The following is a 25,203-nucleotide window of genomic DNA, read 5'->3' as shown; positions in this document are numbered from 1 at the left end:
ACCTTGCTATCTTCCTGAATATTAAGTTTTCTTAAGATTTATCTAGTGTGATTATATTCACAGCTTTGGATGAATTTTTCTCTAAAAAATGCGTTGGCGACTAAAGTAATATTACGACTTGCCGATACCTACCTCAGGACAAAAAACGAGGGACTGTATAATCTAACAATATATTTTATGCATGATGGTGTCGGGAGTTACGAATGAATATTACAAAGAGATTGTTACTTGCTTTCTCATTACTGATCTTAAGCCTCATCGGCACTAATGTTATCGCTATAATTTCACTGTCTAAAATTGGTGAGTCACAAAATTACTTTCAGGAAAACACCTTACCCAGCCTGGATGCAATGAATAAAGAGACACTGCAGATCTTAAAAGTTCGCGGGCAGCTCTTTTTACATGGTCTGACGGACGATCCCGCCGGGATGGCCGAAATAAAACAGAATGCAACAAAATTGTATGACGAACTCTACGCCATGCACCAGGGTTACCTTAAAGATCTTGTTTCTGACCAACATGATCAGGATTTATCTAATAAAACATTAAGTGATTTAGAAAAATTCCGTTCTGTAATGGACCAGTATTTTAAAGTCTCAGAAAGTAATGACCGCGTTGCCATTATTAAGTCAATGCAGAAAGGTGGGTTTGTCGCAGATAATATTGCGCTGTTAATTAATGATTTTGCTGAGCAAGTGGCGTACAACTCATCATTAGTGACCAAGGCTGTTCAGGACAGCGACAATTTAATTTCCCGGGCAATGATTCTCTCCTTAACGGCGACGATTGCCGCAACACTCATTCTGGGTTTGTTCGGATTGTTCACCGTGCTGAATATCAAACGTCGTCTGAACGGCATGAAAGACGGCATGGTCACAATTAGCGAAAAACTCGATCTCAGCCATGCGTTACCGACCGGACGTCTGGACGAAATCGGCCAGGCAGTAAGTGCCTTTAATAATCTTGTTGAGCGAGTGGCCGAATCGCTGGCCATGGTGCGTGCCGCTTCCGGTTCGGTGAACACTGCCGCGAATGAGATAGCGCTGGGCAACAACGAACTCTCTGCCCGTACTGAGCAGCAATCCGCCGCTGTGGTTGAAACCGCCGCCAGTATGGAAGAGCTAAGCTCCACGGTAAAACAGAACGCAGAGAACGCGCATCAGGCCAGCCAGCTAGCCCTTACCGCCTCTGATACCGCTTCTCAGGGCGGGAGCGTCGTCGGAGCTGCGGTCAGCCGCATGAAAGATATTATGGATAGTTCCAAACGTATTTCGGAAATTACGTCGGTTATCAACGGCATCGCTTTTCAGACTAACATTCTGGCGCTCAATGCGGCCGTTGAAGCCGCAAGAGCCGGGGATCAAGGGCGAGGTTTCGCCGTGGTGGCCGGTGAGGTGCGCTCATTAGCTCAGCGTAGTGCTCAGGCGGCAAAAGAGATTGAAGCGTTGATCAGTGAATCAGTCACGTTTGTTGAAGAGGGTTCACGGCAGGTTGACCTGGCGGGTGAAACCATGAGCGGTATCGTCAACTCGGTGCTGCAGGTGAAAGATTTGATGCAGGAAATTGCCGCTGCGTCCGACGAACAAAACCGCGGCATTTCGCAGATTGCCCAGGCGATGTCCGAGATGGATACCACCACTCAGCAGAACGCCGCGCTAGTTCAGGAATCGTCTGCGGCGGCCGGTAGCCTCGAAGATCAAGCCACCAAACTGCAACAGCTGGTTGATGTCTTCCGTTTGCCTGGTCAACAACCGGCTGTCGTGAGGTCTTCCGTGTTGCCAGTCAGACAGCCGCGCCCGGCAGTGGCGGGTGGCGGAGATGATGGATGGGAAACCTTTTAAGTTTTAGCGACGAGCCGCTGTAGGCTCGTCTGTTTCGCGGCTACGTTTGCTCTCATCGCGTAGCCGTTTTTTTTTAACTCTGACGAAGCTGCAAATCCAGCGGCGTTTTACTGGGTTCCCCACCAATCTCACGCGCCAGTTTCGGCACCATATAACCCGATACCAGCGTCAGCAGTTCGCGCATAATCGTGCGCGCCTCGTCATCACTGACCATAAAGTGCGCCGCACCCTGCACTTTATCCAGCACATGCAGGTAATAAGGCATTACACCCGCATCGAACAACGCATTACTTAAATCCGCCAGCGTTTGCGCATTATCATTCACGCCGCGCAGCAACACGCTCTGGTTCAGCAGCGTGACATTGGCCTGACGCAGTTGCGCCATGGCATGACGAAAATCATCACCGATTTCCTGGGCGTGGTTGATGTGGTTCACCAGCAAAATTTGCAGCGATGAGCGGGCAAAACGCGCGCTTAGCGTATCGGTGATCCGCGCCGGAATCACAATCGGCAGACGGCTGTGAATGCGCAGGCGTTTGATATGTGGGATTGCTTCCAGTTGGGCAAGCAGCCAGTCCAGCTCATGATCTTTTGCCATTAGCGGATCGCCGCCGGAAAAAATGATCTCATCCAGTTCCGGGTGCTCTGCAATATAGTCCAGCGCGCCTTGCCAGTTGCGTTTGTTGCCCTGGTTATCGGCATAAGGAAAGTGGCGACGGAAGCAATAACGACAATTTACCGCGCAGCCGCCTTTAACCAGCAGCAGCGCACGATTGCGATATTTGTGCAGTAAACCGGGTACCACGCTGCTCTGTTCGTCCAGCGGATCGGTGCTGAAACCTGGCGCGGCAATAAACTCTTCCTGTGAAGTAAGTACCTGACGCAGAAGCGGATCATGCGGATTTCCCGGCTGCATGCGCGCTGCGAATGCGCGGGGAACGCGTAGCGGGAACAAGCGCTTTGCCGCCCCGCCAGCGATTAAATTTTCATCTGTGTCTATCTTTAGAAGACGTAACAGTTCATCCGGATCGGTGATTACATCGGCAAGTTGTATTAACCAATCTTCTCTGGATGGGGTTTTTAGGGTTACAATATGCGCCATTTTGTGGCTTAGCTACCAGTTAACAATTTCAGAGGGCCTTATGGCGACTTACTATAGCAACGATTTTCGTGCCGGTCTTAAAATCATGATGGACGGCGAACCTTATGCGGTTGAAGCCAGCGAATTCGTTAAACCAGGCAAAGGCCAGGCTTTCGCACGCGTTAAACTGCGTCGTCTGCTGACCGGTACGCGTGTAGAAAAAACTTTCAAATCTACTGATTCCGCAGAAGGCGCGGACGTTGTCGATATGAACCTGACTTACCTGTACAACGACGGTGAGTTCTGGCACTTCATGAACAACGAAACCTTCGAACAGCTTTCCGCTGACGCAAAAGCGATTGGCGATAGCGAAAAATGGCTGCTGGATCAGGCTGAGTGCATCGTAACGCTGTGGAACGGCCAGCCGATCGCCGTTACCCCGCCGAACTTCGTTGAGCTGGAAGTTATTGAAACCGATCCAGGTCTGAAAGGTGACACCGCAGGTACCGGCGGTAAACCGGCTACCCTGAGCACTGGCGCAGTGGTTAAAGTTCCGCTGTTCGTGCAGATTGGTGAAGTGATTAAAGTAGATACTCGCTCTGGCGAATACGTATCTCGCGTGAAATAATCCTCACGACGTCGGCGTAGCGCCGTGCTACGCCGTCGAACTTTGCAGGCAGGGATGATATGAAACGTCTGACGAAATTCTTCTCTCTACTTCTTATCAGTTGCGCACTGCTTTCCGGTTGCAATACCGCCCGTGGCGTTGGCGAAGACATCCAAAGTCTGGGCCATGTCATTTCCCGCGCAGCGAACTAAAACTTCCTCTCTTCCTAAAAATGCTTCCGTTCCGCTAACCTTCCCGGATTTTGTCTATGCTTAAGTGGCTATACACAAACAATATTGGCTACAAAAGGAAGATATTATGGTTAAGAAGACAATTGCTGCGATCTTTTCTGTTCTGGTTCTTTCCTCAGTCCTGACGGCCTGTAACACCACGCGTGGTGTGGGAGAGGATATCTCCGATGGCGGTAACGCGATTTCTGGCGCGGCGTCAAAAGCGCAACAGTAATCACTGTCGGTACGGCGCTTGCCGTACCGTTAGTTTGAGTTTTCCGGCAGTGATAAGAACGGCGTAAAACGGTTTCCCATCCCCAGCTTCATTCTGATATTGCGCTTGTAGGTGTAAACGGTCTTACCGTTAATGCTGAGATTACTGGCAATCGCCTGGTTATTATTCCCTTCCATCCATAGCGTCAGCACTTTCTCTTCCTGCTTTGTCAGCAGCGGAGTGGCGATTTTCGGTATCGCACGGATCGGGCGCGCCAGCACCATTGCGTCGATAATTTTCGCCAGTTTTTCCAGCGGTTCTGTTTTCAACAGCGTCGCCTGAATAGCAAACTGCGCGCAAAATTCTGACAGTTGCGCATCTTCGCCAGACTCTAACAACATCACCTGCGTGGGGTCGCTACAAACAGAGAAAAAAGACGCAAGCTGTTGAATATGATGTATTTCATTCTTGAATCCGTGAAGGTCGGCAATCACCAGGTCCGGTTGCCACTGCACAATATGTTCTTTGGCGAGCATCAAGTTATGCAACGCGGTTACCAGGAAGGAAGCGGGGAACAAATCGGGTTGATTGAGCCAGGATTCCATCCCTGTGCGGGTGAAGTAACAGCGGTCAATCACGAGAATCTTGAACATATTTTTCTTCGCAGTCAGAGAGTGTCGCACAACGTCCTGAATTCAGGAGAGCGGATTTATCATAGGGGGTAGATATGGTGAATAAATGCCGGAATTCCGCTGCGAACAGTGGCTATTTCTCGCTTTAAAACGCCTAAAATTGAGCAAGAACAAAAATATTGAAATAACGAGCCTAAAACGTCAAAATTTCCCTCTCTAACACGCCAAACGGGACGACCCGTTTGCGCTCATTCACAATGGGGACGGCCCCACACTGGAGCCAAAAATGTCCTGGTTAATTCTTCTTATTGCAGGTCTTCTTGAAGTGGTTTGGGCTATCGGCCTGAAATATACCCACGGTTTTACCCGGTTAATGCCAAGCCTGATTACCGTGACGGCGATGGTCGCAAGCGTCGTGCTGCTGTCATGGGCAATGAAAACATTGCCGGTGGGAACGGCATACGCCATCTGGACCGGTATTGGTGCAGTCGGCGCCGCCGTCGCCGGCATTGTGCTGCTCGGCGAATCGGCAAGCGTGGCGCGGATCCTCAGCCTCTGTCTGATTGTCGCCGGGATTATCGGATTGAAACTGAGCGCCCATTAATGGGGCTGGTTAATCCATAGCAGTTTGTCCACGGCAAACCCCTGTCGGGCCGCGATGTCCAGCATCTGCTGTTTTACGTCTGCCGGCAGGGTGGGCGTGCGGGACAATATCCAGAGATAGTCGCGGTCCGGCCCGCAAACCAGCGCGTAGCGGTAATCTTTGTCCAGTGCAAGGATGTTATAGCCGCCATAGAAGGGGCCGAAAAAGGAGACTTTCAGCGCAGTGGTGCGTGGGTCACCGGTAAAATACGCGGTGCCGGTGGCTTGCTGCCACATGCCGCGTTCCGTGTTGTAACCGCGATTCACTACCGTCAAACCGCCATCGTCGCGCAGGCTATACGTGGCGGTGACCCTTTCCAGCCCGCGTTCAAATGCGTGGTCAAAGCGGGCAATTTCGTACCATTTACCCAGATAGCGTTGCGTATTGAAATCTTGCACGACGGTCACGCCGTCAGGAGGAGTGGGAGAACTACAGCCGGAGATGAACAGCGCAGCGATAGCAGTCATGATGAGAAGCATCAGGCGCATGAGATTTTCCTTCCAGATCTTTTCTTTAGGGTATAGACGCTGGCGGGAAATTTGCTCTCCTGCTTACGCAGGAGAGCGACTGCTATCAAAGAAATAAAACACCGATCAGGGTAACGACGGTGAGAATGGCCGCAAGACCATAAAACACCCATTTACCGCTGGGAACATGGATTTTTAAATCATGCATCATGTGGTGGATACGATGCAGACCGCACCACACCGGCAATACAATCATCAAAAAGATAAAGACGCGGCCAATAAAGCTTTGCGCAAACGCCAGCACGCGATCGTAACCGAGCGCGTCGCCGGGGTAGAACCCCAGCGGCAGCAGCACGCCAATCAACAGCACGATAACCGGTGTGACAATCGCGCCCCACATACCGCCAGCGCCAAATAATCCCCAGAAAACGGGTTCGTCAGAACGTTTTGGATTCGGGTTAATCACGTTGGCCTCCTTACCAGAACAGTGCGACAAACAGGATCACCACGGTGACCACTGCCGTTACCACCCAAAGCCCTTTAATAACCGGCTCTGGACCCATTTTTTCGCCCTTAACAATAATGAGCTGGGCTTTCGGTGCCAGATCAAACCAGGTTTTGGTGTGCAGCAGTGCCGCCGCCAGCGCGATCAGGTTGAGGATCAGCACAATCGGGTTTTGCAGAAAATGTACAAACCCTGCCCAGCTTTCCGGCCCATGTTTCAGCGAAAAAAGACCGAAGATCAGTTCGAGGCTGAACCAGACCGCCGCGACCGCCGTTCCTTCACGCAGCATATAGAAGCGATAAAACGGCAGGGTTTTCCACCAGGTTGATGGCATGGGACGAACCCAGGCTTTGCGTTTAGTCGTCATAATGCACTCCTTAGCGTGGTTTCAGGGTGGCGATAAGAAAGTCTTTCGAGCTTTCTACCTTGCCCTGCTGAATAGCGGCGGCCGGATCGACATGCTTCGGACAGACTTCCGAGCAGTAACCGACAAACGTACAGCTCCACACGCCGTTCTGGCTGTTGAGTTGCCCCATGCGCTCTTTCTTACCGTTGTCGCGGCTATCGAGGTTATAGCGATGCGCCAGCGTGATCGCTGCCGGGCCGATAAATTCCGGGTTCAGACCGAATTGCGGGCAAGCGGCATAACACAAACCACAGTTGATACAGCCGGAGAACTGGTGATACTTCGCCATCTGCGCCGGGGTTTGCTTGTTAGGCCCCTGATCCGGCGTGCGCGCGTTACCAATAATGTAGGGCTTAATCGCTTCAAGGCTTTCGATAAAGTGGGTCATATCGACCACCAAATCGCGCTCGATCGGGAAGTTAGCCAGCGCTTCGACTTTCAGCCCTTTCTCGTAATCGCGCAGAAAGGTTTTGCAGGCGAGTTTCGGCACTTTGTTAACCATCATGCCGCAGGAGCCGCAAATCGCCATACGGCACGACCAGCGATAGCTCAGGTCCGGCGCGAGGTTATCTTTGATATAGTTCAGCGCATCGAGCAGCGAAGTGGCTTCATCGTAGGGCACATCGTAAAAAGCGCTGTGCGGCGCGTTGTCCACTTCCGGGTTGTAACGGACAATCTCGATTTTCAGATTCTTCATCTCAGCCATTGTTCGTCTCCTTCTTCTCGGTCGCTTCAGCTTCAGCACCGTAGACGCGTTTTGCTGGCGGCAGCGTGGTGATCTTCACGTCGCTGTACTCCAGACGGGTTGCGCCATCGGCATCACGGAAAGCCAGCGTGTGCTTGAGGAAGTTAACGTCATCGCGCTCGGTACAGCCTTCATCCAGACGCTGATGCGCACCGCGAGACTCTTTACGTGCCAGCGCGGAGTGCGCCATACATTCGGCGACGTTCAGGCCGTGGCCAAGTTCAATGGTGTAAAGGACATCGGTATTAAAGACGCTGGACGTGTCGGTGATGCGTACGCGTTTAAAGCGCTCCTGCAACTCCGCCAGCTTATCCACGGTTTTCTGCATCAGTTCCGGCGTACGGTAGATGCCGCAACCTTCTTCCATGGATTCACCCATTTCATCGCGGATTTTCGCCCAGCTTTCAGTGCCGTCCTGGTTCACCAGCGCTTTCAGGCGTTTTTCCACGTCGGCGGCTTGTGCGTTCAGCGCACTGTCATTGGCCTCGGTTGCGGTTGCGGCGCGTTCCATAGCGCGTTCACCGGCAAGGCGACCAAACACCACCAGCTCCGCCAGCGAGTTCGAGCCAAGACGGTTTGCGCCATGCAGGCCGACAGACGAGCACTCACCCACGGCAAACAGACCCTTGATACGGGATTCGCAGTTTTGATCGGTTTCGATACCGCCCATGGTGTAGTGCGCGGTTGGACGTACCGGAATCGGCTCTTTGACCGGATCGACGCCAACATAGGCTTTCGCCAGCTCGCAGATAAACGGCAAACGTTCGTTGATTTTCTTCGCGCCAAGATGACGCAAATCGAGGTGTACCACATCGCCACGCGGTGTGGAGATGGTGTTGCCTTTGCGCCACTCGTGCCAGAACGCCTGCGACACTTTGTCGCGCGGGCCAAGCTCCATATATTTGTTTTTCGGCTCGCCGAGCGGGGTTTCCGGGCCCATGCCGTAATCCTGCAAATAGCGGTAGCCGTTCTTGTTGACGAGGATCCCACCTTCACCGCGGCAACCTTCGGTCATCAGAATGCCGGAGCCGGGCAGGCCGGTCGGGTGGTACTGCACAAACTCCATGTCGCGCAGCGGCACGCCGTGTGCCAGCGCCATGCCCATACCGTCGCCGGTGACAATGCCGCCGTTGGTGTTGTAACGGTAAACGCGACCCGCGCCGCCCGTTGCCATCACCACCGCATTGGCGCGGATCTGCACCAGCGTACCTTCCATCATATTCATGGCCACCAGCCCGCGGGCATGGTTGTCATCGACCAGGATATCCAGTACGAAATGCTCGTCGAAACGTTGGATTTGTGGGAACTGAAGGGATGTCTGGAACAGGGTATGCAGCATGTGGAAGCCGGTTTTATCGGCGGCGAACCAGGTACGTTCGATTTTCATCCCGCCGAAGCGGCGCACATTGACCGTTCCATCAGGACGGCGGCTCCACGGACAGCCCCACTGTTCAAGCTGGGTCATCTCTGTCGGGCAATGATGCACAAAATAGTCAACGACATCCTGTTCGCAGAGCCAGTCACCGCCAGCAACGGTATCGTGGAAATGGTACTCGAAGCTGTCATGATCCTGGGCGACGGCGGCAGAGCCGCCTTCCGCAGCAACGGTGTGGCTGCGCATGGGATAGACTTTTGAAATCAGTGCGATTTTGGCGTTGGGGTGGGCTTGCGCCGCAGCGATCGCGGTGCGTAATCCCGCTCCGCCTGCGCCAATCACAGCGATATCGGCTTGAAAGGTATGCACGACATTCCTCCAGATTATTGTTGTTCCGCAACGATAAGCCTGAAGCGCTCAAGGTAGTTGCGGATATGTTCCACTGCTCCTTTTTGGGTAAGGGCAGTATAACCGTAGAGATTCGGGGGAAATTTGATGCGTTCGATTTTTTTGCTGTTCTATGCGGTGATATGTCATCGATCTTGATTGATATCACCATTAAATGTTTACCCATCTAGTTATAGACGACATTAATGAAATTATTTTGCGCAAAATTTGTCTCTGCGGATCGATGCGGGTAGACTTCGTGCCCTTGTCTGAAATCGGAGAAAGTACCATGAGCGAGACGGCAACCTGGCAGCCGAGCGCATCCATCCCCAACCTGTTGAAACGCGCGGCAATTATGGCGGAAATTCGCCGTTTCTTTGCCGATCGCGGTGTGCTTGAGGTGGAAACGCCCTGTATGAGCCAGGCGACGGTGACAGATATTCACCTGTTCCCGTTCGAAACCCGTTTTGTTGGCCCAGGCCACTCTCAGGGGCTCAATCTTTATCTGATGACCAGCCCGGAATATCACATGAAACGCCTGCTGGCTGCGGGATGTGGCCCGGTATTCCAGCTGTGCAGAAGTTTTCGTAACGAAGAGATGGGCCGTCATCACAACCCTGAATTCACCATGCTCGAGTGGTATCGCCCGCACTACGACATGTATCGTCTGATGAATGAAGTGGATGATTTGCTGCAACAGGTGCTGGAGTGCCCGGCGGCGGAGTCACTCTCTTACCAGCAGGCTTTCCAGCGTTATCTGGAAATCGACCCACTCTCCGCTGATAAAACCCAACTGCGTGAAGCGGCGGCGAAGCTTGATCTGAGCAATATCGCCGATACGGAAGAAGACCGGGACACGTTGCTGCAACTGCTGTTCACCATGGGCGTGGAACCGCAGATCGGTAAAGATCGTCCGGCTTTTGTGTATCACTTTCCGGCAAGCCAGGCGGCGCTGGCGCAGATCAGTACCGAAGATCACCGCGTTGCAGAGCGTTTTGAGGTTTATTTCAAAGGCATTGAGCTGGCGAACGGTTTCCATGAGCTGACCGATGCCCGCGAACAGCAGCAGCGTTTCGAGCAGGATAATCGCAAACGTGCCGCGCGCGGTTTGCCGCAGCAACCGGTGGATGTAAACCTGCTGGAAGCACTCAAAGCCGGTCTGCCGGATTGCTCCGGCGTCGCGCTGGGCGTTGACCGTCTGGTGATGCTGGCGTTGCAGGCTGAAAGCCTGGCGGATGTAATTGCGTTTACCGTCGACCGGGCCTGATGACCTATTGAGTACACAGTAAAAAAGGCGCCTGAGGCGCCTTTATTGTTGGCTTACAAACTGCCCGCCGGGCGGCTGCTTTTGCCGGAGGACGTCAGCGTCCTTGCCGTGCGTTTGCCGTCGAGACTCTCCAGACGCATCTGGAACGGCGGGAACGGCAAATCGATACCGTGTTCGCGGAAGCCCGCCAGAATCAGCTGGTGGATTTCGTGGCGCAGCGGCATGCGATGCCCCATTTCCGCCGCATAAATGCGTAGCTCAAACAGTTGCAAACCTTGCTGCAAATCGACGAGAAACACTTCCGGCGCCGGGTTATCAATCACCAGCGAACAGCGTTCGGCCGCGGTGTAAAGAATTTGCGTTACCTCTTCGCTGTTGGCATCGGCGGGTGCCGGTACCGTCAGCACCACGCGCGTGACCGAATCCGACAACGACCAGTTAATAAACTGTTCGGTGATAAACGCCTTGTTCGGCACGATGATCTCTTTGCGATCCCAGTCGCTGATGGTCGTCGCGCGCGTATTGATCTTGGTGACGCTACCGGTCAGATCGCGGATCGTCACCGTATCGCCAATGCGGATTGGTTTTTCAAACAGGATAATCAGGCCAGAGATAAAGTTGGCGAAAATCTCCTGCAAGCCAAAACCCAGCCCAACGCCGAGTGCCGCGACCAGCCACTGTAATTTGGCCCACTCAATACCAATCATCGAGAAGCCTACCAATCCGCCAAACAGCATTAACAGATATTTGGTGATCGTGGTGATGGCATAACCCGTGCCCGGTGCCAGATCCAGATGTTGCAGTAGCGCCAGCTCCAGCAAGGCGGGGAGGTTGCGCACCAGTTGGGTGGTGATAATAAACACCAGGATGGCGATCAGCACCGCGCCGAGGGTGATGGGCTCCAGGCTTTCCACGCCTTGTACCGTTGAGGTGACATCCCATAGCGGGATATTTTCCAGAAAGCCAAAGGCGGAATGGATTTCGGACCACAGCACAATCACCGACAGCAGGGCGATCAGCATCAGGATCGAACGCACCAGGCGCAATGACTGTACGCTGATAGCATCAAGATCGACTTCCGGCTCATCCACCTCGGCAGTGCCTTCAGTACTGGTGTGATGGGGAACATCTTCTTCACCACGGGCGCGTTGGGCGAGGATCTCCGCGCGGCGGTGGCGGGCGCGTTCAAAGGCCAGACGGCGGCGCTGGATCAGCATCCAGCGGCGGATGATGTGATAGACCACCAGCAACAGGAACCAGATGGCGACCGAGGTTTCCAGACGCGCCAGCAGCGCCTGCGCCGTAGCCAGATAACCCACGCAGGCAGCCAGAATCGCCGCCAGAGGCGCGCTGAGCAACAGGTTCCACAGCAGGTGGTTGGGCATATTTTCACTGCTGCCAGCTTTATCAACATACAACGGGATCCCGGCACGCTTCAGGCTTAGCGTCACAATCGCCAGCGCCCCGCAAATCAGAATAAAACAGAGCCGCCCCAGCGACGCCGAAAACTCACGATCGTTAAGGTTATCAAACATGATCAGCGCCATGATCAGCGGCACAATAAAACCGATGCTCATCAGGTAATAACGCATCCCTCTTGCCACACGATTACGCGGCCAGCCGAAGTGGGCGACAAATAAGCCGGTCGGGCGGGCGAATGTGGCGCAGATCATCACCACCCACAGCAGCGGCACGGTGGCGGTTACGCCGTCGCCAATCGCCACTGCCAGCGGGTAGGGCCAGGCTTCCTGCAAACCGTAGCCGAGCGTTTTCCACAATACCGGCAGCGGCGATGCAACCAGAATCGACCAGAACACCGTACGCATGGTGAGCCAGAAGTGATCCTGCGTCACTTTGCCCACGCGCGCGCTGGAACGCTCCAAAAAGCGCGTAAAGTGACGACGGGAGTAAATGCTAAAGCCCACCAGCAGCAACGCGCCAAACAGCGGAAATAACGTCTCTTTGCTGGTGAGCATCATGGCGCTGGCTTTGCCCAACTGGTTGATGGTATCGAGCGAAAGCAAGCGACGCAGATCCTGCACGATCTCAATCGGCCAGGCGAAGGAGATAGGGCTGACATCCGCCGTCCAGAACAGATAGCGGTGCGTAGCTTCATTCACTTCTTTTAGCGCGTCTTCCAACTGGCTATTGGAAACTTTGAGCTTGGTGAGTTCAAGGATTAGCGTATCGCCGCCCTGCAATAGCGAATTCAGCAGTTCGCGCTGGGTGCGCAGTTGTGCTTCCAGAATGCGGTTTTGCTCAGCCGTCAGCGCCTGACCATCCGCCTGGCGGATTTGTCGCAGTTGCGGCTGCTTGTTCAGCAGATCTTCATAGCGCATGCGATGCACACGCAACTGCGCCATTTCGGTATCAAGCTGCTGCGGTTTTGGCATCTCTGGCAGACGAGCGACCTGTGCGCGTAACGCTTCACCGAGCATATTGGACGCGCCAAGCCATTGCGATTGTTCACGCAGGGTATTCAGCGCCTGACGAACCTGCAATGTCTGCCCGGTGGCCTGGCGCTGCTGTGATGCCACCAGATCCATACGCTGCGCCTGCTGGTTCAGCGCCTGTGACAACTCGCGGTTAATGCGGAACTGCTCGACAATTCCCGCCGGTAAGTTGGCGCTGTTTTCGGCCAGTAATTCGGTGCTTTCCAACGCCTGTTCCGCTTCGCGCTGGCGCTGACTGTTGAGTTGATTACGCAACGCTTGTAAATACGCGTCTAATTGCTGGCTCTGTTTTTGTGCCAGCTCGGAGCGCATGCGCGCCAGCTCCTGGCGGTTATTTGCTGATAGCTGTGCCAGCTCCAGTTCGTCAACCAGTGCTTTCAGCTTCGCGGATTCCGCCTGCGCGCCAAAGTTTTGTGCTTGTGCCAGCGGGGTATTGCTGTTTTGCGCGCCGAGGCGGCGTTCAACTTCGGTGACCTGGCGGCGTGCGTCGGTTTGCTGCTGCGGTAGCTGACTTAGCGAGTCGCTAATTTCCCGCGCGCGCTCCTGCTCCTGCTGCGCTAAACGGGTTTTCTCCAGCAACTGGCTGCTGACTTGCAGGATCTCCTGATTCAGCGCGTCGCTGCTCATGCCCGCCGGAACGGGTTTCGGTTCATCACGCAGGTTATCGAGCTGCGCGCGCAACGTTCTGGAGAGTTTGGGGAAGTTATCAATGACTTCTTGATATTGTTTGGCGCGCTCGAGTGAACCTTTACGTTCTTCGAGCGCGTTTAGCGCGGCCTGGAGCACCTCGACGGTTTCGGCCTGATCTGGCGTGTTTTTCGCCGCTTTGGCTTGCTCCAGCTCCTGGGCGATTTGCCGGGCATCGGGGGCCGTTGCGGCGATAGCCCCCAGGCTGAGGCACCAGGCCATCAGAAAAACGATAATCAGGCGCACATCAGTCTCCAGAATGGTTAAGGCTTAGCTTTCGTCTTGCTTGTCGTCTACCAGCGGGCTGGCGTCATGCTCTGCTTTGATTTCCGCTTCCGGAAGCGGTGCCGGTTGTGCATCAACAGGCGCGAAGGTTTCGGCGGAAATCGCCAGCGGCTGGCCAATTTTGGTCACTGACAGGCTCTGTAACTGCTCGACTAAATTCACTTTGCCCGGCGCAAACAGGTTAATTACGGTAGAACCGAGTTTGAAACGGCCCATCTCCTGGCCTTTCAGCAGGGCAACTGCGCCTTCGCTTTCACCGGCAGGCCAGGTCCAGCGTTTGATGATGCCTTCGCGCGGTGGAGTGATGGTGCCCGCCCATACGGTTTCGATGCTGCCGACAATCGTCGCGCCGACAAGGATTTGCGCCATCGGACCAAACTCGGTATCGAACAGGCAGATCACGCGTTCGTTACGGGCAAACAGGTTCGGCACGTTCTGCGCCGTCAAATGGTTCACGGAGAAAAGATCGCCCGGCACGTAAATCATCTCGCGCAGGATGCCGTTGCACGGCATGTGCACGCGGTGATAGTCGCGCGGCGAGAGATAGGTGGTGACAAAGCTACCGTTACGGAACAGATCCGCCATCAGGTAGTTGCCCGCCAGCAGCGCTTCCAGGGTGTAGTTGTGCCCTTTGGCCTGCAGAATTTTGTCGTTGTCGATAGCGCCAAGTTGGCTAATCACACCGTCCGCAGGCATCACCAGCACGTTCGGGTCAGTATCGAGCGGGCGCACTTCGTCACGCAGTGGGCGGACGAAAAAGTCGTTAAAAGTGCGGTAGCTGGCGGTGTCCGGCTTCTGCGCTTCTTTCATATCGACCTTGTAGTATTTCACGAACAGATCGATAACCAGTTTGGTCAGCCAGCCTGCACGTTTGCTCGCGCCCCAGCCCGCCAGGCGAGTGAGCCACAGTTTAGGCAGAATGTATTGAAGCGAAAGTTTAAATGAGTTTAACAAGGTAGCCTCCAGGCTATTGTTTTTGTCGTTCCTGACCCGGCGCGTAAGCGCCGAAGCCTTTAAAAAGGGGACGATTTTAGCGACGCTAAGCGTAGTTGTCAGTCATCAGATTCAGAAAAGCTTTTACGCGTTTTTACTTGCGACATGCTCTCAAGAATGCGGTGGTAGTTTTCAAACCGACTTTCGGCGATTTCGCCTTTCTCTACCGCTTCGCGGATGGCGCAACCTGGGTCGGTATCGTGCTTGCAGTCGCGGTATTTGCAATGACCAAGATAGTCATGGAATTCGACAAAGCCGTTGGTGATTTGTTCCGGTTCGAGATGCCAGAGGCCAAACTCGCGAACGCCCGGTGAATCAATCACATCGCCGCCATGTGGGAAATGATACAGCCGCGCCGCAGTCGTGGTGTGCTGGCCAAGACCAGAGACGTCGGAAACGTCGTTGGTGAGGATTTGATCTTCCTGAAAATCGAGCAACGCATTGAGCAGGCTCGATTTCCCCACCCCGGACTGACCCGCAAAAATGCTTATGCGGTCGGTCAAGGCTTCAACAAGCGGTCCCAGCCCGTCTTGCGTATGGCTTGAAACCATCAGCACCTTGTAGCCAATCCCACGATAGATATCCATCTGCTCGTTAACGAAGCGCAAGCTGTCGTCATCCAGCAGATCAATTTTGTTCAGCACAATTAACGGCTCGACCTGCAGGGTTTCACACGCCACGAGATAGCGGTCGATGATATTGAGCGATAACTCCGGCAGGATGGCGGAAACCACGACGATCTGGTCGATGTTTGCCGCGATCGGTTTGACGCCATCGTAAAAGTCAGGGCGCGTCAGCACCGAGGTGCGTTCATGGACCGCTTCTACGATGCCTTTCACGCTGACGCCTTCTGCCGCCTCTTTACCCGGACGCCATACCACGCGATCGCCGGTCACCAGCGAGCGGATAGTGCGGCGTATGTTGCAGCGATGCACTTCGCCATCGGCGGATTCCACATCGGCGTGCATGCCAAAGCGGCTGATCACCACCCCTTCGGACGGATCGCCGAACAGGTTGTCATCGTAGTCAGCTTTCTCCGCAGACGTTTTTAGTCGGCGCTGATGGTTCGCATTGACGCGGCGCTGCTGCCCTTTGGAGAGTTTATTTTTACTCAATCGTGCTGGCTCCTGGTCGCCCCGGATGGGCAAAACGACTATGATACACGCAATTTTAGATGAATATAGTTACGCGAGAAGGGTGGAAAATAGCATGAGCGCAAATGAAAACAACCTCATTTGGATCGATCTTGAAATGACGGGGTTAGATCCCGAGCGCGATCGCATTATTGAAATCGCGACGCTGGTGACCGATGCAAACCTCAACATTCTGGCGGAAGGTCCGGTAATTGCCGTTCACCAATCCGACGCGCAGTTAGCGCTGATGGATGACTGGAACGTACGTACGCACACCGGTAGCGGCCTGGTGGATCGCGTCAAGGCCAGCCAACTGGATGACCGTGCGGCAGAACTGGCGACTATAGCGTTCCTGAAAGAGTGGGTACCTGCGGGGAAATCGCCGATTTGCGGTAACAGTATCGGCCAGGATCGCCGCTTTCTGTTTAAGTACATGCCGGAGCTCGAAGCCTATTTCCACTATCGCTACCTGGATGTCAGCACGTTGAAAGAGCTGGCGCGCCGCTGGAAACCGGAAGTGCTTGAAGGGTTGAAAAAGCAGAACACGCATCAGGCGCTGGATGATATTCGCGAATCGGTGGCGGAACTTGCTTACTATCGCGAGCATTTTATTAAGCTGTAATACAAAAGCGGCGCGGAGCCGGAAATTTTAGCTTCGGCTCTGTAAGCCACTAACCGCGCGACTTTGCTGGAAAAATGCGCGTTTTGTCGATTAAATCGGCACTTGAACAAAAAAAGCGAAAATTTGCTTTCGGGGGCTTGCAGCAGGAAGGATTTCTCGTATAATGCGCCTCCCGTGAAGACACAGAAATGTGCAACACGGCATCACGAAATTTTAGTGAAAAGCGTAAGCAACTTACTGAAAAATCGATGATAAGCGGGAATAGCTCAGTTGGTAGAGCACGACCTTGCCAAGGTCGGGGTCGCGAGTTCGAGTCTCGTTTCCCGCTCCAAAATTTGAAATGCACCATCCAGATTTACTGGCTTCGGCATTGACGTTGAATCCAGATAAATATGCGGGAATAGCTCAGTTGGTAGAGCACGACCTTGCCAAGGTCGGGGTCGCGAGTTCGAGTCTCGTTTCCCGCTCCAAATTTGAAATGCCGAAAGGCACGCACCATCCAGATTTACTGGTGACGGCAAGCAAGCCAAACCAGATAAGTATGCGGGAATAGCTCAGTTGGTAGAGCACGACCTTGCCAAGGTCGGGGTCGCGAGTTCGAGTCTCGTTTCCCGCTCCAAATTTTCAAATCCAATAAATTATCCACAGCGGGTTTCCTCGTTGGGGACGTTTTTTATTGTCTTCGCTAAACGTTTGTGAACAGACTTATCCACAGGCGAGCCTTTCATTCGCAACACAACGATTACTTCGATAAGCAAACCATTTTCTTTTAATGCGTTGAAAATAAATAAGAAAATAACATTTCAAACTGTTAACGCGATCGCTTGACGATTTTGTGAACGTTGAATCGTAATGTGTTTTTAATTTTATTCACAAGCTGTGGATGGCTCAGGCATCGCGTGGTAACCCTTTTTCAACCACCCGAACCAGCCGTTGTTTTTTCGACGTCTGGACTTCCACCACGCAGGCGTTACGCTTCTCAATTTGCTGCGCAATCGCCCACTGTATGTGTTCGTCGAGAAGTGGGTGCTCACCCAGACGTTGTTCCAGTGCCTGAATATTGGCAACGTCCCACGGCGCATTCCCCAGCGCGACGGCAATATTCCGCAGCCAGCGCAGATGACCAATACGGCGTATGGCCGAACCCTCAGTAATTTTCAAAAAATACGCCTCGGTCCAGCCGAACAGTTCAATCAACTCTGGAGCGTGCAGCGCTTTACGCGGGCTGAAATCCTCTTCTTCGGTTAACTGAGAGAAACGGTTCCACGGGCAGATCAACTGACAATCGTCACAGCCGTAGATACGGTTACCTATCAGCGGACGAAATTCTTCTGGGATAGCCCCTTCCAGCTCAATAGTGAGGTAAGAAATGCAGCGCCGGGCATCGACCGTATAGGGTTCGACAATTGCGCCGGTCGGGCAGATGGTCATGCAGGCCACACAGCGGCCACAGCCTTCTTCCACCGGTTGGTCGACGGGAAGCGGTAAATCGATCAATAACTCGCCAAGGAAAAAGAACGAGCCAGCGTCACGGCTTAAGATAAGTGAGTGCTTACCTGTCCAGCCAAGCCCCGCTTTTTCCGCCAGCGGGCGCTCGAGAATGGGCGCAGAATCGACAAAAGGTCTAAAATTCAGCGAAGCACATTGCTGCTGGATCAGCTCGCCGAGCTTTTTTAACCGGTTGCGCAGCAGCTTATGGTAATCACGGCCCAGCGCATAACGACTGACATAGCCAAGCGTCGGGTTTTTCAACGTGCTGGCGAAGGCCGCTTGTGCGGGAAGGTAGTTCATTCGCACGCTGATAACGCGTAGCGTGCCGGGGAGAAGCTCGTGGGGGCGGGCGCGCATCATACCGTGACGCGCCATCCACTCCATCTCGCCGTGATATTGTTTATCCAGCCATGCCTGTAACGCAGGTTCGCTGGCGCTGAGATCGGTATCGGTAATACCGACCTGCTGAAAACCCAGTTCAGTGCCCCACTGTTTGATTTGTTGCGCTAAGTGATTGAGATCGAGGGGTTCTGACATGACGGACCATACAATGAAGAAAATCGCAGCAAGTATACCACACTCTGTCTGGCCTGCTGAGGACCTCAGACGCGCTGAAAAAGAGGCGGCGGATAGCCTTGGCATTACGCTTTATGAACTGATGCAGCGCGCGGGGGAAGCGGCGTTCAACATTGCGCGGGAACACTTTCCTGATGCGCGTTGCTGGCTTGTGCTTTGTGGCCACGGTAATAACGGTGGCGACGGCTATGTGGTGGCGCGTTTAGCCGCAGCGGCGGGGCTTTCCGTGACGCTGTTGGCGCTGGAAAGCAACAAACCGCTGCCGGAAGAGGCCGCGCAGGCGCGCGAGGCGTGGCTCAACGCGGGTGGCGAGATCCATGCGGCTGACGTTCTGTGGCCGGAACAGGTTGATCTCATAATTGATGGGCTGCTTGGCACCGGCCTGACCAGTGCGCCGCGCGATGATGTGGCGGCGCTGATTGATCATGCCAATGCGCACCCGGCTCCCGTGCTGGCGCTGGATATTCCCTCTGGCCTAAATGCGCAAACCGGCGCGGCAGCTGGTGCGGTGATGCAGGCGCGTCATACGGTGACGTTTATCGCCCTTAAACCTGGTTTGCTAACGGGCAAAGCGCGCGATGTGGTTGGTCAATTACATCACCATGCGTTGGGGCTTGACGCCTGGCTTTCAGGCCAGCAAACATCAATTTCCCGTTTTGATGCCACCCTGCTTACCCAATGGTTTACGCCACGGCGACCCACTTCGCATAAAGGTGATTTCGGGCGGCTGGTGATTATCGGTGGCGATCACGGAACGGCTGGCGCGGTGCGCATGGCGGGAGAAGCTGCGTTGCGCACAGGCGCTGGCCTGGTGCGGGTACTGACACGTAGCGAGAATATTGCGCCCATTATTACCGCGCGCCCGGAATTGATGGTGCACGAACTCACCGCCGAGTCGCTGGATGAGAGCCTTGAATGGGCAGATGTGGTGGTCATTGGCCCCGGTCTTGGGCAACTGGAGTGGGGTAAAAAGGCGCTCCAGAAAGTGGAAAATTTTCGCAAACCGATGTTATGGGATGCGGATGCGCTGAACCTTCTGGCAATCAATCCCGATAAACGTCACAATCGCGTTCTGACGCCGCACCCCGGCGAAGCCGCTCGCTTGCTTAACTGTAGCGTGGCAGAAATTGAAAGCGACCGCTTACTTTCCGCGCGGCGTCTGGTAAAACGTTACGCAGGTGTTGTCGTGCTGAAAGGTGCGGGGACGGTTATCGCGAGCGACGATGGCGAAACGGGCATTATTGATGCCGGTAACGCCGGGATGGCAAGTGGCGGAATGGGCGATGTGCTGTCGGGCATTATCGGTTCGCTACTGGGGCAAAAATTGAGCCTGTATCACGCGGCCTGCGCCGGGTGTGTCGCACACGGCGCGGCGGCGGATCGCCTGGCGGTGCAGTACGGCCAGCGAGGCATGCTGGCAACCGATCTTTTTAGCACGCTGTTGCGTGTTGTTAACCCGGATGTAATTGAAACAGAAGATGATTAATCGAGTTATTCCTTTACCTGACGAGCAATCAACACTGGATCTCGGCAAGCGTGTGGCGCAGGCCTGCGACGGCGCGACAGTGATTTATTTATATGGCGATCTTGGTGCAGGTAAAACCACCTTTAGCCGGGGATTTCTGCAGGCTTTAGGCCATAACGGTAATGTCAAAAGCCCGACTTACACACTGGTTGAACCTTACACCCTCGATAAATTAATGGTGTATCACTTCGATTTGTACCGCCTTGCGGACCCGGAGGAGCTGGAATTTATGGGGATCCGTGATTATTTTGCCAACGATGCGATTTGTCTGGTCGAGTGGCCGCAACAAGGTGCGGGTGTACTGCCTGACCCGGATGTCGAAATCCATTTAGATTACCAGGCGCAGGGGCGTGAGGCGCGCATTAGCGCTGTATCCTCATCTGGCGATTCGTTACTGGCACGTATGGCCGGTTAACCGGAAGGATGACGGAATGATCTGTCGCGTGAAAAGTTGGTTGGCGCTCGCGTTGTTACTGCTGTGTACGCAGGTGAGTGCGGCGAGTTTAGCGGATATTCAGGTGTCGAATGGCGATAGCCAGGCGCGTATTACCTTCAGTTTTATGGGCGATCCTGACTATTCGTTTTCGCAGCAGGGCAAGCGCAGCGTTGCGCTGGACATCAAGCAGACCGGCGTGATTCAGGGGCTGCCGCTGCAGTTCAGTGGCAATAATCTGGTGAGAAGCATTCGTGCCGGTACCGCACAGGACAACCAGTCGATTCGGCTGGTGGTGGATCTGACGCAGAACGGCAAAACCCGCGCGGTGAAACAGCAAAGCGGAGCGGGCTACACTGTCGTCTTTACCATTGATGCTGATGTTCCTCCGCCGCCACCGCCGCCAAAAGTGGTAGTGAAACGCGCAGAAACCCCGGCGGTTATGCCGCAACAAACGGCACCGGGACGCAACCCGTTTAAAGGCGAAAACGATCGCATCACCAGCGTCACCAGCAGTAATACCATCACGCGGCCTGCGATGCAGTCGCGCGCGGTTTCTGGCGATAAAGTAGTGATTGCCATCGATGCCGGGCACGGCGGTCAGGACCCCGGCGCGATTGGCGCAGGGGGAACGCAGGAGAAAAACGTCACTATCTCTATCGCGCGGAAACTGCGGACGTTACTGAATGGTGATCCCATGTTCAAACCGGTGATGACTCGCGATGGCGATTACTTTATTTCGGTGATGGGCCGCTCCGACGTGGCGCGTAAGCAGAATGCAAACTTTCTGGTTTCGATCCATGCCGATGCCGCGCCTAACCGCGATGCAACCGGCGCTTCGGTATGGGTGCTGTCTAACCGCCGTGCAAACAGTGAAATGGCGGGCTGGCTGGAGCAGCATGAGAAACAGTCCGAGCTGCTTGGCGGCGCGGGCGATGTGCTGGCAAATAGCCAGTCTGACCCTTATTTGAGCCAGGCGGTGCTGGATTTACAGTTCGGCCATTCGCAGCGCGTAGGCTATGATGTCGCCACCAGTATGCTCAGCCAGCTTCAGCGTATCGGTGCATTACATAAACGCCGCCCGGAACACGCCAGCCTTGGCGTTCTGCGCTCGCCGGATATTCCGTCGGTGCTGGTCGAAACGGGCTTTATCAGTAACAGCAGCGAAGAGCGGCTACTGGGAAGCGATGCCTACCAGCAACAAATTGCCGAAGCGATTTACGGTGGGCTGCGTAACTATTTCCTCGCACATCCGTTGCAATCCTCGCCGCAGAGCGGCGGGCAAACCGCCAGTGCGGGCTCATCTGCTAACGGGCTGCTTAACTAAGGATTTATTTCATGCCGATACAGGTTCTACCGCCACAGCTTGCGAACCAGATCGCCGCGGGCGAAGTGGTTGAACGCCCTGCGTCGGTGGTGAAAGAGTTAGTGGAAAACAGCCTTGATGCTGGCGCAACGCGCATTGATATTGATATCGAGCGCGGCGGCGCGAAGTTGATTCGCATCCGTGATAACGGTGTCGGCATCAAAAAAGAGGAGCTGGCGCTGGCGCTGGCACGTCATGCCACCAGTAAAATTGCCTCTCTGGATGACCTGGAAGCGATTATCAGTCTTGGTTTTCGCGGCGAAGCGCTGGCGAGTATCAGCTCGGTTTCCCGTTTAACGTTGACTTCCCGTACAGCCGAACAGCAAGAAGCCTGGCAGGCTTATGCCGAAGGGCGCGAGATGGCGGTGACGGTGAAACCCGCTGCGCACCCGGTGGGCACGACGCTCGAAGTGCTGGATCTGTTTTACAACACGCCGGCGCGGCGCAAATTTATGCGCACGGAAAAAACCGAGTTCGGCCATATCGATGAAGTGATCCGCCGTATCGCACTGGCGCGTTTTGATGTCACCATTAACCTCAATCACAACGGTAAACTGGTGCGTCAGTACCGCGCGGTTGCTGAAGGGGGGCAGAAAGAGCGCCGCCTTGGCGCGATTTGCGGTACGGCATTTTTAGAGCAGGCGCTGGCCATTGAATGGCAGCATGGTGACCTAGCCCTGCGCGGCTGGGTGGCCGATCCCAAAAGTACCTCCAGCGCTTTCGCTGAAATCCAGTATTGCTATGTAAATGGCCGCATGATGCGCGACCGGCTGATAAACCACGCCATTCGCCAGGCATGTGAAGATAAGCTGGGCGCGGATCAGCAGCCTGCGTTTGTGCTTTATCTGGAAATCGATCCGCATCAAGTGGATGTGAATGTCCATCCGGCAAAACATGAAGTGCGCTTTCATCAGTCGCGCCTGGTACATGATTTTATCTACCAGGGCGTGTTAAGTGTGCTGCAACAGCAGATAGAAACACCGTTACCGCTTTCTGAAGAACCCGCGCCAAGAGCGCTGCCGGAAAACCGGGTCGCGGCAGGGCGTAACCAGTTTGCTGAACCGCTGATCGCTCGCGAGCCGCCAGCACCGCGTGTTTCCACTCCTTCTTCTGGGGGAGCGCGTAGCAATACCGCAGGTGCTCAACCGTGGCCTAACGCTCAGCCGGGTTATCAGAAACAGCAGGGGGCGCTCTATCGGCAATTGCTGGAAACCCCGGTTGTCGAACGTAAAAATGAAAACGCGGCGCCTGTCGCTCCGGCACTGGACGGGCACAGCCAGAGTTTTGGTCGCGTATTAACGCTTATTGCGCCGCATTTTGCGCTACTTGAGCGGGACGGAAAACTGGCACTACTGGCGCTGCCGGTTGCTGAACGCTGGTTGCGCCATGCGCAACTGTCGCCAGATCACTCGCCTGCCTGCGGTCAACCGTTATTGATTCCGGTGCGTTTCAAAATCTCTGCGCAAGAGAGCGCCGTCTTGAAGCGTGCCCAGGCAGTGCTTGCGGAAATGGGCATCGAATTTGTTCCCGATGGACAACACGTGACCATTCGCGCAGTGCCTTTACCCTTGCGCCAACAAAATTTACAAATCTTGATTCCCGCTCTGATAGGCTACCTGGCGCAGCAGACAAGCATTGATGCGGTGAATATTGCTCACTGGCTGGCGCGCCAGCTGGCGAGTGAGCATCCACAATGGAGTGTGGCGCAGGCGATAACCCTGCTTGCCGACGTTGAACGGCTTTGTCCGCATCTGGTGAAGACCCCGCCGGATGGTTTATTACAACCTGTTGATTTACAAAAGGCGATGAACGCCCTGAAAAATGAGTGAAGTGAGTAAGGCTGGCCTGCCGAAGGCTATTTTTTTGATGGGGCCCACGGCCTCCGGCAAAACCGCATTAGCCATTGAGCTTCGTAAAGTTTTGCCAGTAGAGTTGATAAGCGTAGATTCAGCCCTTATCTATCGGGGAATGGATATTGGTACCGCCAAGCCGAGCGCGGAAGAGTTACAGGCTGCGCCGCACCGGTTGTTGGATATTCTCGATCCGGCGGTAGCCTATTCCGCCGCTGATTTTCGCCGCGATGCGCTGGCGGAGATGAAAGAGATAACCGATGCAGGGCGAATTCCTCTGCTGGTGGGCGGTACGATGCTCTACTTTAAGGCGTTGCTGGAAGGGTTATCGCCTCTTCCGTCGGCAGACGCGCAAGTGCGAGCAGACATTGAAAAACAGGCGGCAGAGCGTGGATGGGAAGCGTTGCATCAGCAGTTGCGGGAGATCGATCCCGTTGCCGCAGCGCGGATTCATCCAAATGATCCGCAAAGGCTTTCCCGGGCACTGGAAGTTTTTTTCATTTCGGGTAAAACTTTAACGGATCTGACGCAAACGTCAGGAGACGCTCTGCCTTACCAGGTGCATCAGTTCGCCATCGCCCCGGCGAGCCGTGAACTGCTCCATCAACGAATCGAGCAGCGTTTTCATCAGATGTTGGCTTCAGGTTTTGAAGCAGAAGTGCGGGCGCTTTTTGCTCGTGGTGATTTGCATATGGATATGCCTTCCGTTCGTTGTGTGGGATACCGCCAGATGTGGTCATACATTGAAGGCGAAATTTCATACGATGAAATGGTTTATCGAGGTATTTGCGCGACGAGGCAGTTAGCCAAGCGGCAGATAACCTGGTTGCGGGGCTGGGATGGCGTTCACTGGTTAGAGAGTGAAAAGCCGGAAAAGTCTTACCGTGACGTGCTACAGGTTGTTAGTGCTATCGCAGGGTGAATGTGTACAATTAAGTCGTATGGCGCGCAAATTTTTACGCAGTTTTCAGAACTTACGAGTTCTAAGTACAAAACAAGCATATAAGGAAAAGATAGAATGGCTAAGGGGCAATCTTTACAAGATCCGTTCCTGAACGCACTGCGTCGGGAACGTGTTCCAGTTTCAATTTATTTGGTGAATGGTATTAAGCTGCAAGGGCAAATTGAGTCTTTCGATCAGTTCGTGATCCTGTTGAAAAACACGGTCAGTCAGATGGTCTATAAGCACGCGATTTCAACTGTTGTTCCATCTCGTCCGGTTTCTCATCACAGCAACAATGCCGGCGGCGGTACCAGCAGTAACTACCATCACGGTAGCAACGCGCAGGGCTCTGCACAGCAGGAAGGCGAAGAGACCGAATAAGGTTGACGGCTGATTTTCCAGATCGGGGAGCCAGTAAAGCTGTGTTCCCCGCTGGTATTTTATGA

The 25,203-nt window shown here is 54.2% G+C and carries 24 protein-coding genes and 3 tRNA genes; 16 read left to right on the top strand and 11 right to left on the bottom strand.

What is annotated here, in order from left to right; genetic code table 11:
• Positions 1-203: 203 nt before the first annotated feature.
• Positions 204-1,841, top strand: a complete 1,638-nt coding sequence (locus AAIG26_RS18655) for a methyl-accepting chemotaxis protein (RefSeq protein ID WP_045514347.1) — start codon at positions 204-206, stop codon at positions 1,839-1,841.
• Between the two features lie 73 nt (positions 1,842-1,914).
• Here AAIG26_RS18655 and epmB read toward each other — a convergent pair whose 3' ends face one another.
• Positions 1,915-2,943 carry an EF-P beta-lysylation protein EpmB gene (gene epmB, locus AAIG26_RS18650; RefSeq protein ID WP_269232381.1) on the bottom strand — a complete coding sequence of 343 codons (1,029 nt, stop codon included), beginning with the start codon at positions 2,941-2,943 and terminating at the stop codon, positions 1,915-1,917.
• Between the two features lie 40 nt (positions 2,944-2,983).
• On the opposite strand from epmB, the gene efp reads away from it, so the two are divergent.
• The 3 genes from efp to ecnB all read left to right on the top strand — a co-directional run bounded on the left by efp (position 2,984) and on the right by ecnB (position 3,994).
• Positions 2,984-3,550, top strand: a complete 567-nt coding sequence (gene efp, locus AAIG26_RS18645; RefSeq protein ID WP_017459193.1) for an elongation factor P — start codon at positions 2,984-2,986, stop codon at positions 3,548-3,550.
• Positions 3,551-3,609: 59 nt separating this feature from the next.
• Positions 3,610-3,741: an entericidin A/B family lipoprotein gene (locus tag AAIG26_RS18640; RefSeq protein ID WP_071925253.1), complete on the top strand. Its 132-nt coding sequence runs from the start codon at positions 3,610-3,612 to the stop codon at positions 3,739-3,741.
• 106 nt (positions 3,742-3,847) lie between these two features.
• The gene (gene ecnB, locus AAIG26_RS18635) at positions 3,848-3,994 is read left to right on the top strand and encodes a lipoprotein toxin entericidin B (RefSeq protein ID WP_020456213.1); all 147 of its coding nucleotides are present in this window, start codon (positions 3,848-3,850) and stop codon (positions 3,992-3,994) included.
• 29 nt (positions 3,995-4,023) lie between these two features.
• On the opposite strand, the gene AAIG26_RS18630 is transcribed toward ecnB, so the two are convergent.
• Positions 4,024-4,626, bottom strand: coding sequence for a LuxR C-terminal-related transcriptional regulator (locus AAIG26_RS18630; protein ID WP_020456214.1), 603 nt, complete (start codon positions 4,624-4,626; stop codon positions 4,024-4,026).
• Between the two features lie 265 nt (positions 4,627-4,891).
• Between AAIG26_RS18630 and sugE the strand changes: the two genes are divergently transcribed.
• Positions 4,892-5,209 (top strand): quaternary ammonium compound efflux SMR transporter SugE, encoded by a 318-nt coding sequence (gene sugE / locus AAIG26_RS18625; protein ID WP_020456215.1) that lies wholly within the window; start codon positions 4,892-4,894, stop codon positions 5,207-5,209.
• Here sugE and blc read toward each other — a convergent pair.
• The 5 genes from blc to frdA form a co-directional block, all read right to left on the bottom strand.
• Entirely contained in the window at positions 5,206-5,736 is a 531-nt protein-coding gene (gene blc, locus AAIG26_RS18620; RefSeq protein WP_343181202.1) for an outer membrane lipoprotein Blc, read from the bottom strand. The two genes, sugE and blc, sit on opposite strands and share 4 nt — an antisense overlap.
• An 85-nt stretch (positions 5,737-5,821) precedes the next feature.
• Positions 5,822-6,181 (bottom strand): fumarate reductase subunit FrdD, encoded by a 360-nt coding sequence (gene frdD / locus AAIG26_RS18615; protein ID WP_017459187.1) that lies wholly within the window; start codon positions 6,179-6,181, stop codon positions 5,822-5,824.
• A gap of 10 nt (positions 6,182-6,191) precedes the next feature.
• Positions 6,192-6,587, bottom strand: coding sequence for a fumarate reductase subunit FrdC (frdC, locus tag AAIG26_RS18610; protein ID WP_020456217.1), 396 nt, complete (start codon positions 6,585-6,587; stop codon positions 6,192-6,194).
• 10 nt (positions 6,588-6,597) lie between these two features.
• On the bottom strand, positions 6,598-7,332 hold the full coding sequence (locus AAIG26_RS18605) for a succinate dehydrogenase/fumarate reductase iron-sulfur subunit (protein WP_020456218.1): 735 nt from the start codon (positions 7,330-7,332) through the stop codon (positions 6,598-6,600).
• Positions 7,325-9,115: a fumarate reductase (quinol) flavoprotein subunit gene (gene frdA, locus AAIG26_RS18600; protein WP_020456219.1), complete on the bottom strand. Its 1,791-nt coding sequence runs from the start codon at positions 9,113-9,115 to the stop codon at positions 7,325-7,327. Before frdA ends, AAIG26_RS18605 begins: the two co-directional genes overlap by 8 nt.
• Before the next feature lie 307 nt (positions 9,116-9,422).
• Between frdA and epmA the strand changes: the two genes are divergently transcribed.
• Positions 9,423-10,400, top strand: a complete 978-nt coding sequence (epmA, locus tag AAIG26_RS18595) for an elongation factor P--(R)-beta-lysine ligase (RefSeq protein WP_200552105.1) — start codon at positions 9,423-9,425, stop codon at positions 10,398-10,400.
• A 53-nt stretch (positions 10,401-10,453) separates the two neighbouring features.
• Here epmA and mscM read toward each other — a convergent pair whose 3' ends face one another.
• The 3 genes from mscM to rsgA form a co-directional block, all read right to left on the bottom strand.
• Complete coding sequence (gene mscM, locus AAIG26_RS18590; protein ID WP_020456221.1) at positions 10,454-13,786, bottom strand: miniconductance mechanosensitive channel MscM; 3,333 nt, start codon at positions 13,784-13,786, stop codon at positions 10,454-10,456.
• A gap of 24 nt (positions 13,787-13,810) precedes the next feature.
• Entirely contained in the window at positions 13,811-14,779 is a 969-nt protein-coding gene (asd, locus tag AAIG26_RS18585; protein ID WP_020456222.1) for an archaetidylserine decarboxylase, read from the bottom strand.
• A 98-nt stretch (positions 14,780-14,877) separates the two neighbouring features.
• The gene (gene rsgA, locus AAIG26_RS18580; protein WP_343181201.1) at positions 14,878-15,933 is read right to left on the bottom strand and encodes a small ribosomal subunit biogenesis GTPase RsgA; all 1,056 of its coding nucleotides are present in this window, start codon (positions 15,931-15,933) and stop codon (positions 14,878-14,880) included.
• A gap of 94 nt (positions 15,934-16,027) precedes the next feature.
• On the opposite strand from rsgA, the gene orn reads away from it, so the two are divergent.
• From orn to AAIG26_RS18560, 4 genes are all read left to right on the top strand, one after another.
• Positions 16,028-16,573, top strand: a complete 546-nt coding sequence (orn, locus tag AAIG26_RS18575; protein ID WP_020456224.1) for an oligoribonuclease — start codon at positions 16,028-16,030, stop codon at positions 16,571-16,573.
• 255 nt (positions 16,574-16,828) lie between these two features.
• Positions 16,829-16,904: transfer RNA gene (locus AAIG26_RS18570), tRNA-Gly, on the top strand.
• Positions 16,905-16,967: 63 nt separating this feature from the next.
• A tRNA-Gly gene (locus AAIG26_RS18565) sits at positions 16,968-17,043 on the top strand.
• A 73-nt stretch (positions 17,044-17,116) separates the two neighbouring features.
• A tRNA-Gly gene (locus AAIG26_RS18560) sits at positions 17,117-17,192 on the top strand.
• Between the two features lie 269 nt (positions 17,193-17,461).
• Here the strand turns inward: AAIG26_RS18560 and queG are convergent.
• Positions 17,462-18,601, bottom strand: a complete 1,140-nt coding sequence (queG, locus tag AAIG26_RS18555) for a tRNA epoxyqueuosine(34) reductase QueG (protein WP_097406604.1) — start codon at positions 18,599-18,601, stop codon at positions 17,462-17,464.
• Between queG and nnr the strand changes: the two genes are divergently transcribed.
• The 6 genes from nnr to hfq all read left to right on the top strand — a co-directional run bounded on the left by nnr (position 18,600) and on the right by hfq (position 25,138).
• Complete coding sequence (nnr, locus tag AAIG26_RS18550; protein WP_343181200.1) at positions 18,600-20,126, top strand: bifunctional ADP-dependent NAD(P)H-hydrate dehydratase/NAD(P)H-hydrate epimerase; 1,527 nt, start codon at positions 18,600-18,602, stop codon at positions 20,124-20,126. The genes queG and nnr overlap by 2 nt on opposite strands.
• Positions 20,119-20,580 carry a tRNA (adenosine(37)-N6)-threonylcarbamoyltransferase complex ATPase subunit type 1 TsaE gene (tsaE, locus tag AAIG26_RS18545; protein WP_017459175.1) on the top strand — a complete coding sequence of 154 codons (462 nt, stop codon included), beginning with the start codon at positions 20,119-20,121 and terminating at the stop codon, positions 20,578-20,580. The genes nnr and tsaE overlap by 8 nt, the downstream gene beginning before the upstream one ends.
• A 16-nt stretch (positions 20,581-20,596) precedes the next feature.
• On the top strand, positions 20,597-21,925 hold the full coding sequence (amiB, locus tag AAIG26_RS18540) for an N-acetylmuramoyl-L-alanine amidase AmiB (protein WP_020456227.1): 1,329 nt from the start codon (positions 20,597-20,599) through the stop codon (positions 21,923-21,925).
• 11 nt (positions 21,926-21,936) lie between these two features.
• The gene (gene mutL / locus AAIG26_RS18535) at positions 21,937-23,793 is read left to right on the top strand and encodes a DNA mismatch repair endonuclease MutL (RefSeq protein ID WP_343181199.1); all 1,857 of its coding nucleotides are present in this window, start codon (positions 21,937-21,939) and stop codon (positions 23,791-23,793) included.
• Positions 23,786-24,736 (top strand): tRNA (adenosine(37)-N6)-dimethylallyltransferase MiaA, encoded by a 951-nt coding sequence (gene miaA, locus AAIG26_RS18530; RefSeq protein ID WP_343181198.1) that lies wholly within the window; start codon positions 23,786-23,788, stop codon positions 24,734-24,736. The genes mutL and miaA overlap by 8 nt, the downstream gene beginning before the upstream one ends.
• Before the next feature lie 96 nt (positions 24,737-24,832).
• Positions 24,833-25,138: an RNA chaperone Hfq gene (gene hfq / locus AAIG26_RS18525; protein WP_017459171.1), complete on the top strand. Its 306-nt coding sequence runs from the start codon at positions 24,833-24,835 to the stop codon at positions 25,136-25,138.
• The last annotated feature ends 65 nt before the right edge of the window (positions 25,139-25,203 follow it).

The sequence above is a fragment of the Kosakonia sp. PSU_27 genome, from assembly GCF_039409795.1.
Lineage (GTDB): Bacteria > Pseudomonadota > Gammaproteobacteria > Enterobacterales > Enterobacteriaceae > Kosakonia.
This window is presented reverse-complemented; position numbering and strand designations above follow the sequence as displayed.

Bases quoted from the DNA above. Each gene is read 5' to 3' on its own strand.
- AAIG26_RS18655 (WP_045514347.1), top strand. From the start codon at position 204: ATGAATATTACAAAGAGATTGTTACTTGCTTTCTCATTACTGATCTTA.
- epmB (WP_269232381.1), bottom strand. From the start codon at position 2,943: ATGGCGCATATTGTAACCCTAAAAACCCCATCCAGAGAAGATTGGTTA.
- efp (WP_017459193.1), top strand. From the start codon at position 2,984: ATGGCGACTTACTATAGCAACGATTTTCGTGCCGGTCTTAAAATCATG.
- AAIG26_RS18640 (WP_071925253.1), top strand. From the start codon at position 3,610: ATGAAACGTCTGACGAAATTCTTCTCTCTACTTCTTATCAGTTGCGCA.
- ecnB (WP_020456213.1), top strand. From the start codon at position 3,848: ATGGTTAAGAAGACAATTGCTGCGATCTTTTCTGTTCTGGTTCTTTCC.
- AAIG26_RS18630 (WP_020456214.1), bottom strand. From the start codon at position 4,626: ATGTTCAAGATTCTCGTGATTGACCGCTGTTACTTCACCCGCACAGGG.
- sugE (WP_020456215.1), top strand. From the start codon at position 4,892: ATGTCCTGGTTAATTCTTCTTATTGCAGGTCTTCTTGAAGTGGTTTGG.
- blc (WP_343181202.1), bottom strand. From the start codon at position 5,736: ATGCGCCTGATGCTTCTCATCATGACTGCTATCGCTGCGCTGTTCATC.
- frdC (WP_020456217.1), bottom strand. From the start codon at position 6,587: ATGACGACTAAACGCAAAGCCTGGGTTCGTCCCATGCCATCAACCTGG.
- AAIG26_RS18605 (WP_020456218.1), bottom strand. From the start codon at position 7,332: ATGGCTGAGATGAAGAATCTGAAAATCGAGATTGTCCGTTACAACCCG.
- epmA (WP_200552105.1), top strand. From the start codon at position 9,423: ATGAGCGAGACGGCAACCTGGCAGCCGAGCGCATCCATCCCCAACCTG.
- orn (WP_020456224.1), top strand. From the start codon at position 16,028: ATGAGCGCAAATGAAAACAACCTCATTTGGATCGATCTTGAAATGACG.
- nnr (WP_343181200.1), top strand. From the start codon at position 18,600: ATGACGGACCATACAATGAAGAAAATCGCAGCAAGTATACCACACTCT.
- queG (WP_097406604.1), bottom strand. From the start codon at position 18,601: ATGTCAGAACCCCTCGATCTCAATCACTTAGCGCAACAAATCAAACAG.
- tsaE (WP_017459175.1), top strand. From the start codon at position 20,119: ATGATTAATCGAGTTATTCCTTTACCTGACGAGCAATCAACACTGGAT.
- amiB (WP_020456227.1), top strand. From the start codon at position 20,597: ATGATCTGTCGCGTGAAAAGTTGGTTGGCGCTCGCGTTGTTACTGCTG.
- mutL (WP_343181199.1), top strand. From the start codon at position 21,937: ATGCCGATACAGGTTCTACCGCCACAGCTTGCGAACCAGATCGCCGCG.
- miaA (WP_343181198.1), top strand. From the start codon at position 23,786: ATGAGTGAAGTGAGTAAGGCTGGCCTGCCGAAGGCTATTTTTTTGATG.
- hfq (WP_017459171.1), top strand. From the start codon at position 24,833: ATGGCTAAGGGGCAATCTTTACAAGATCCGTTCCTGAACGCACTGCGT.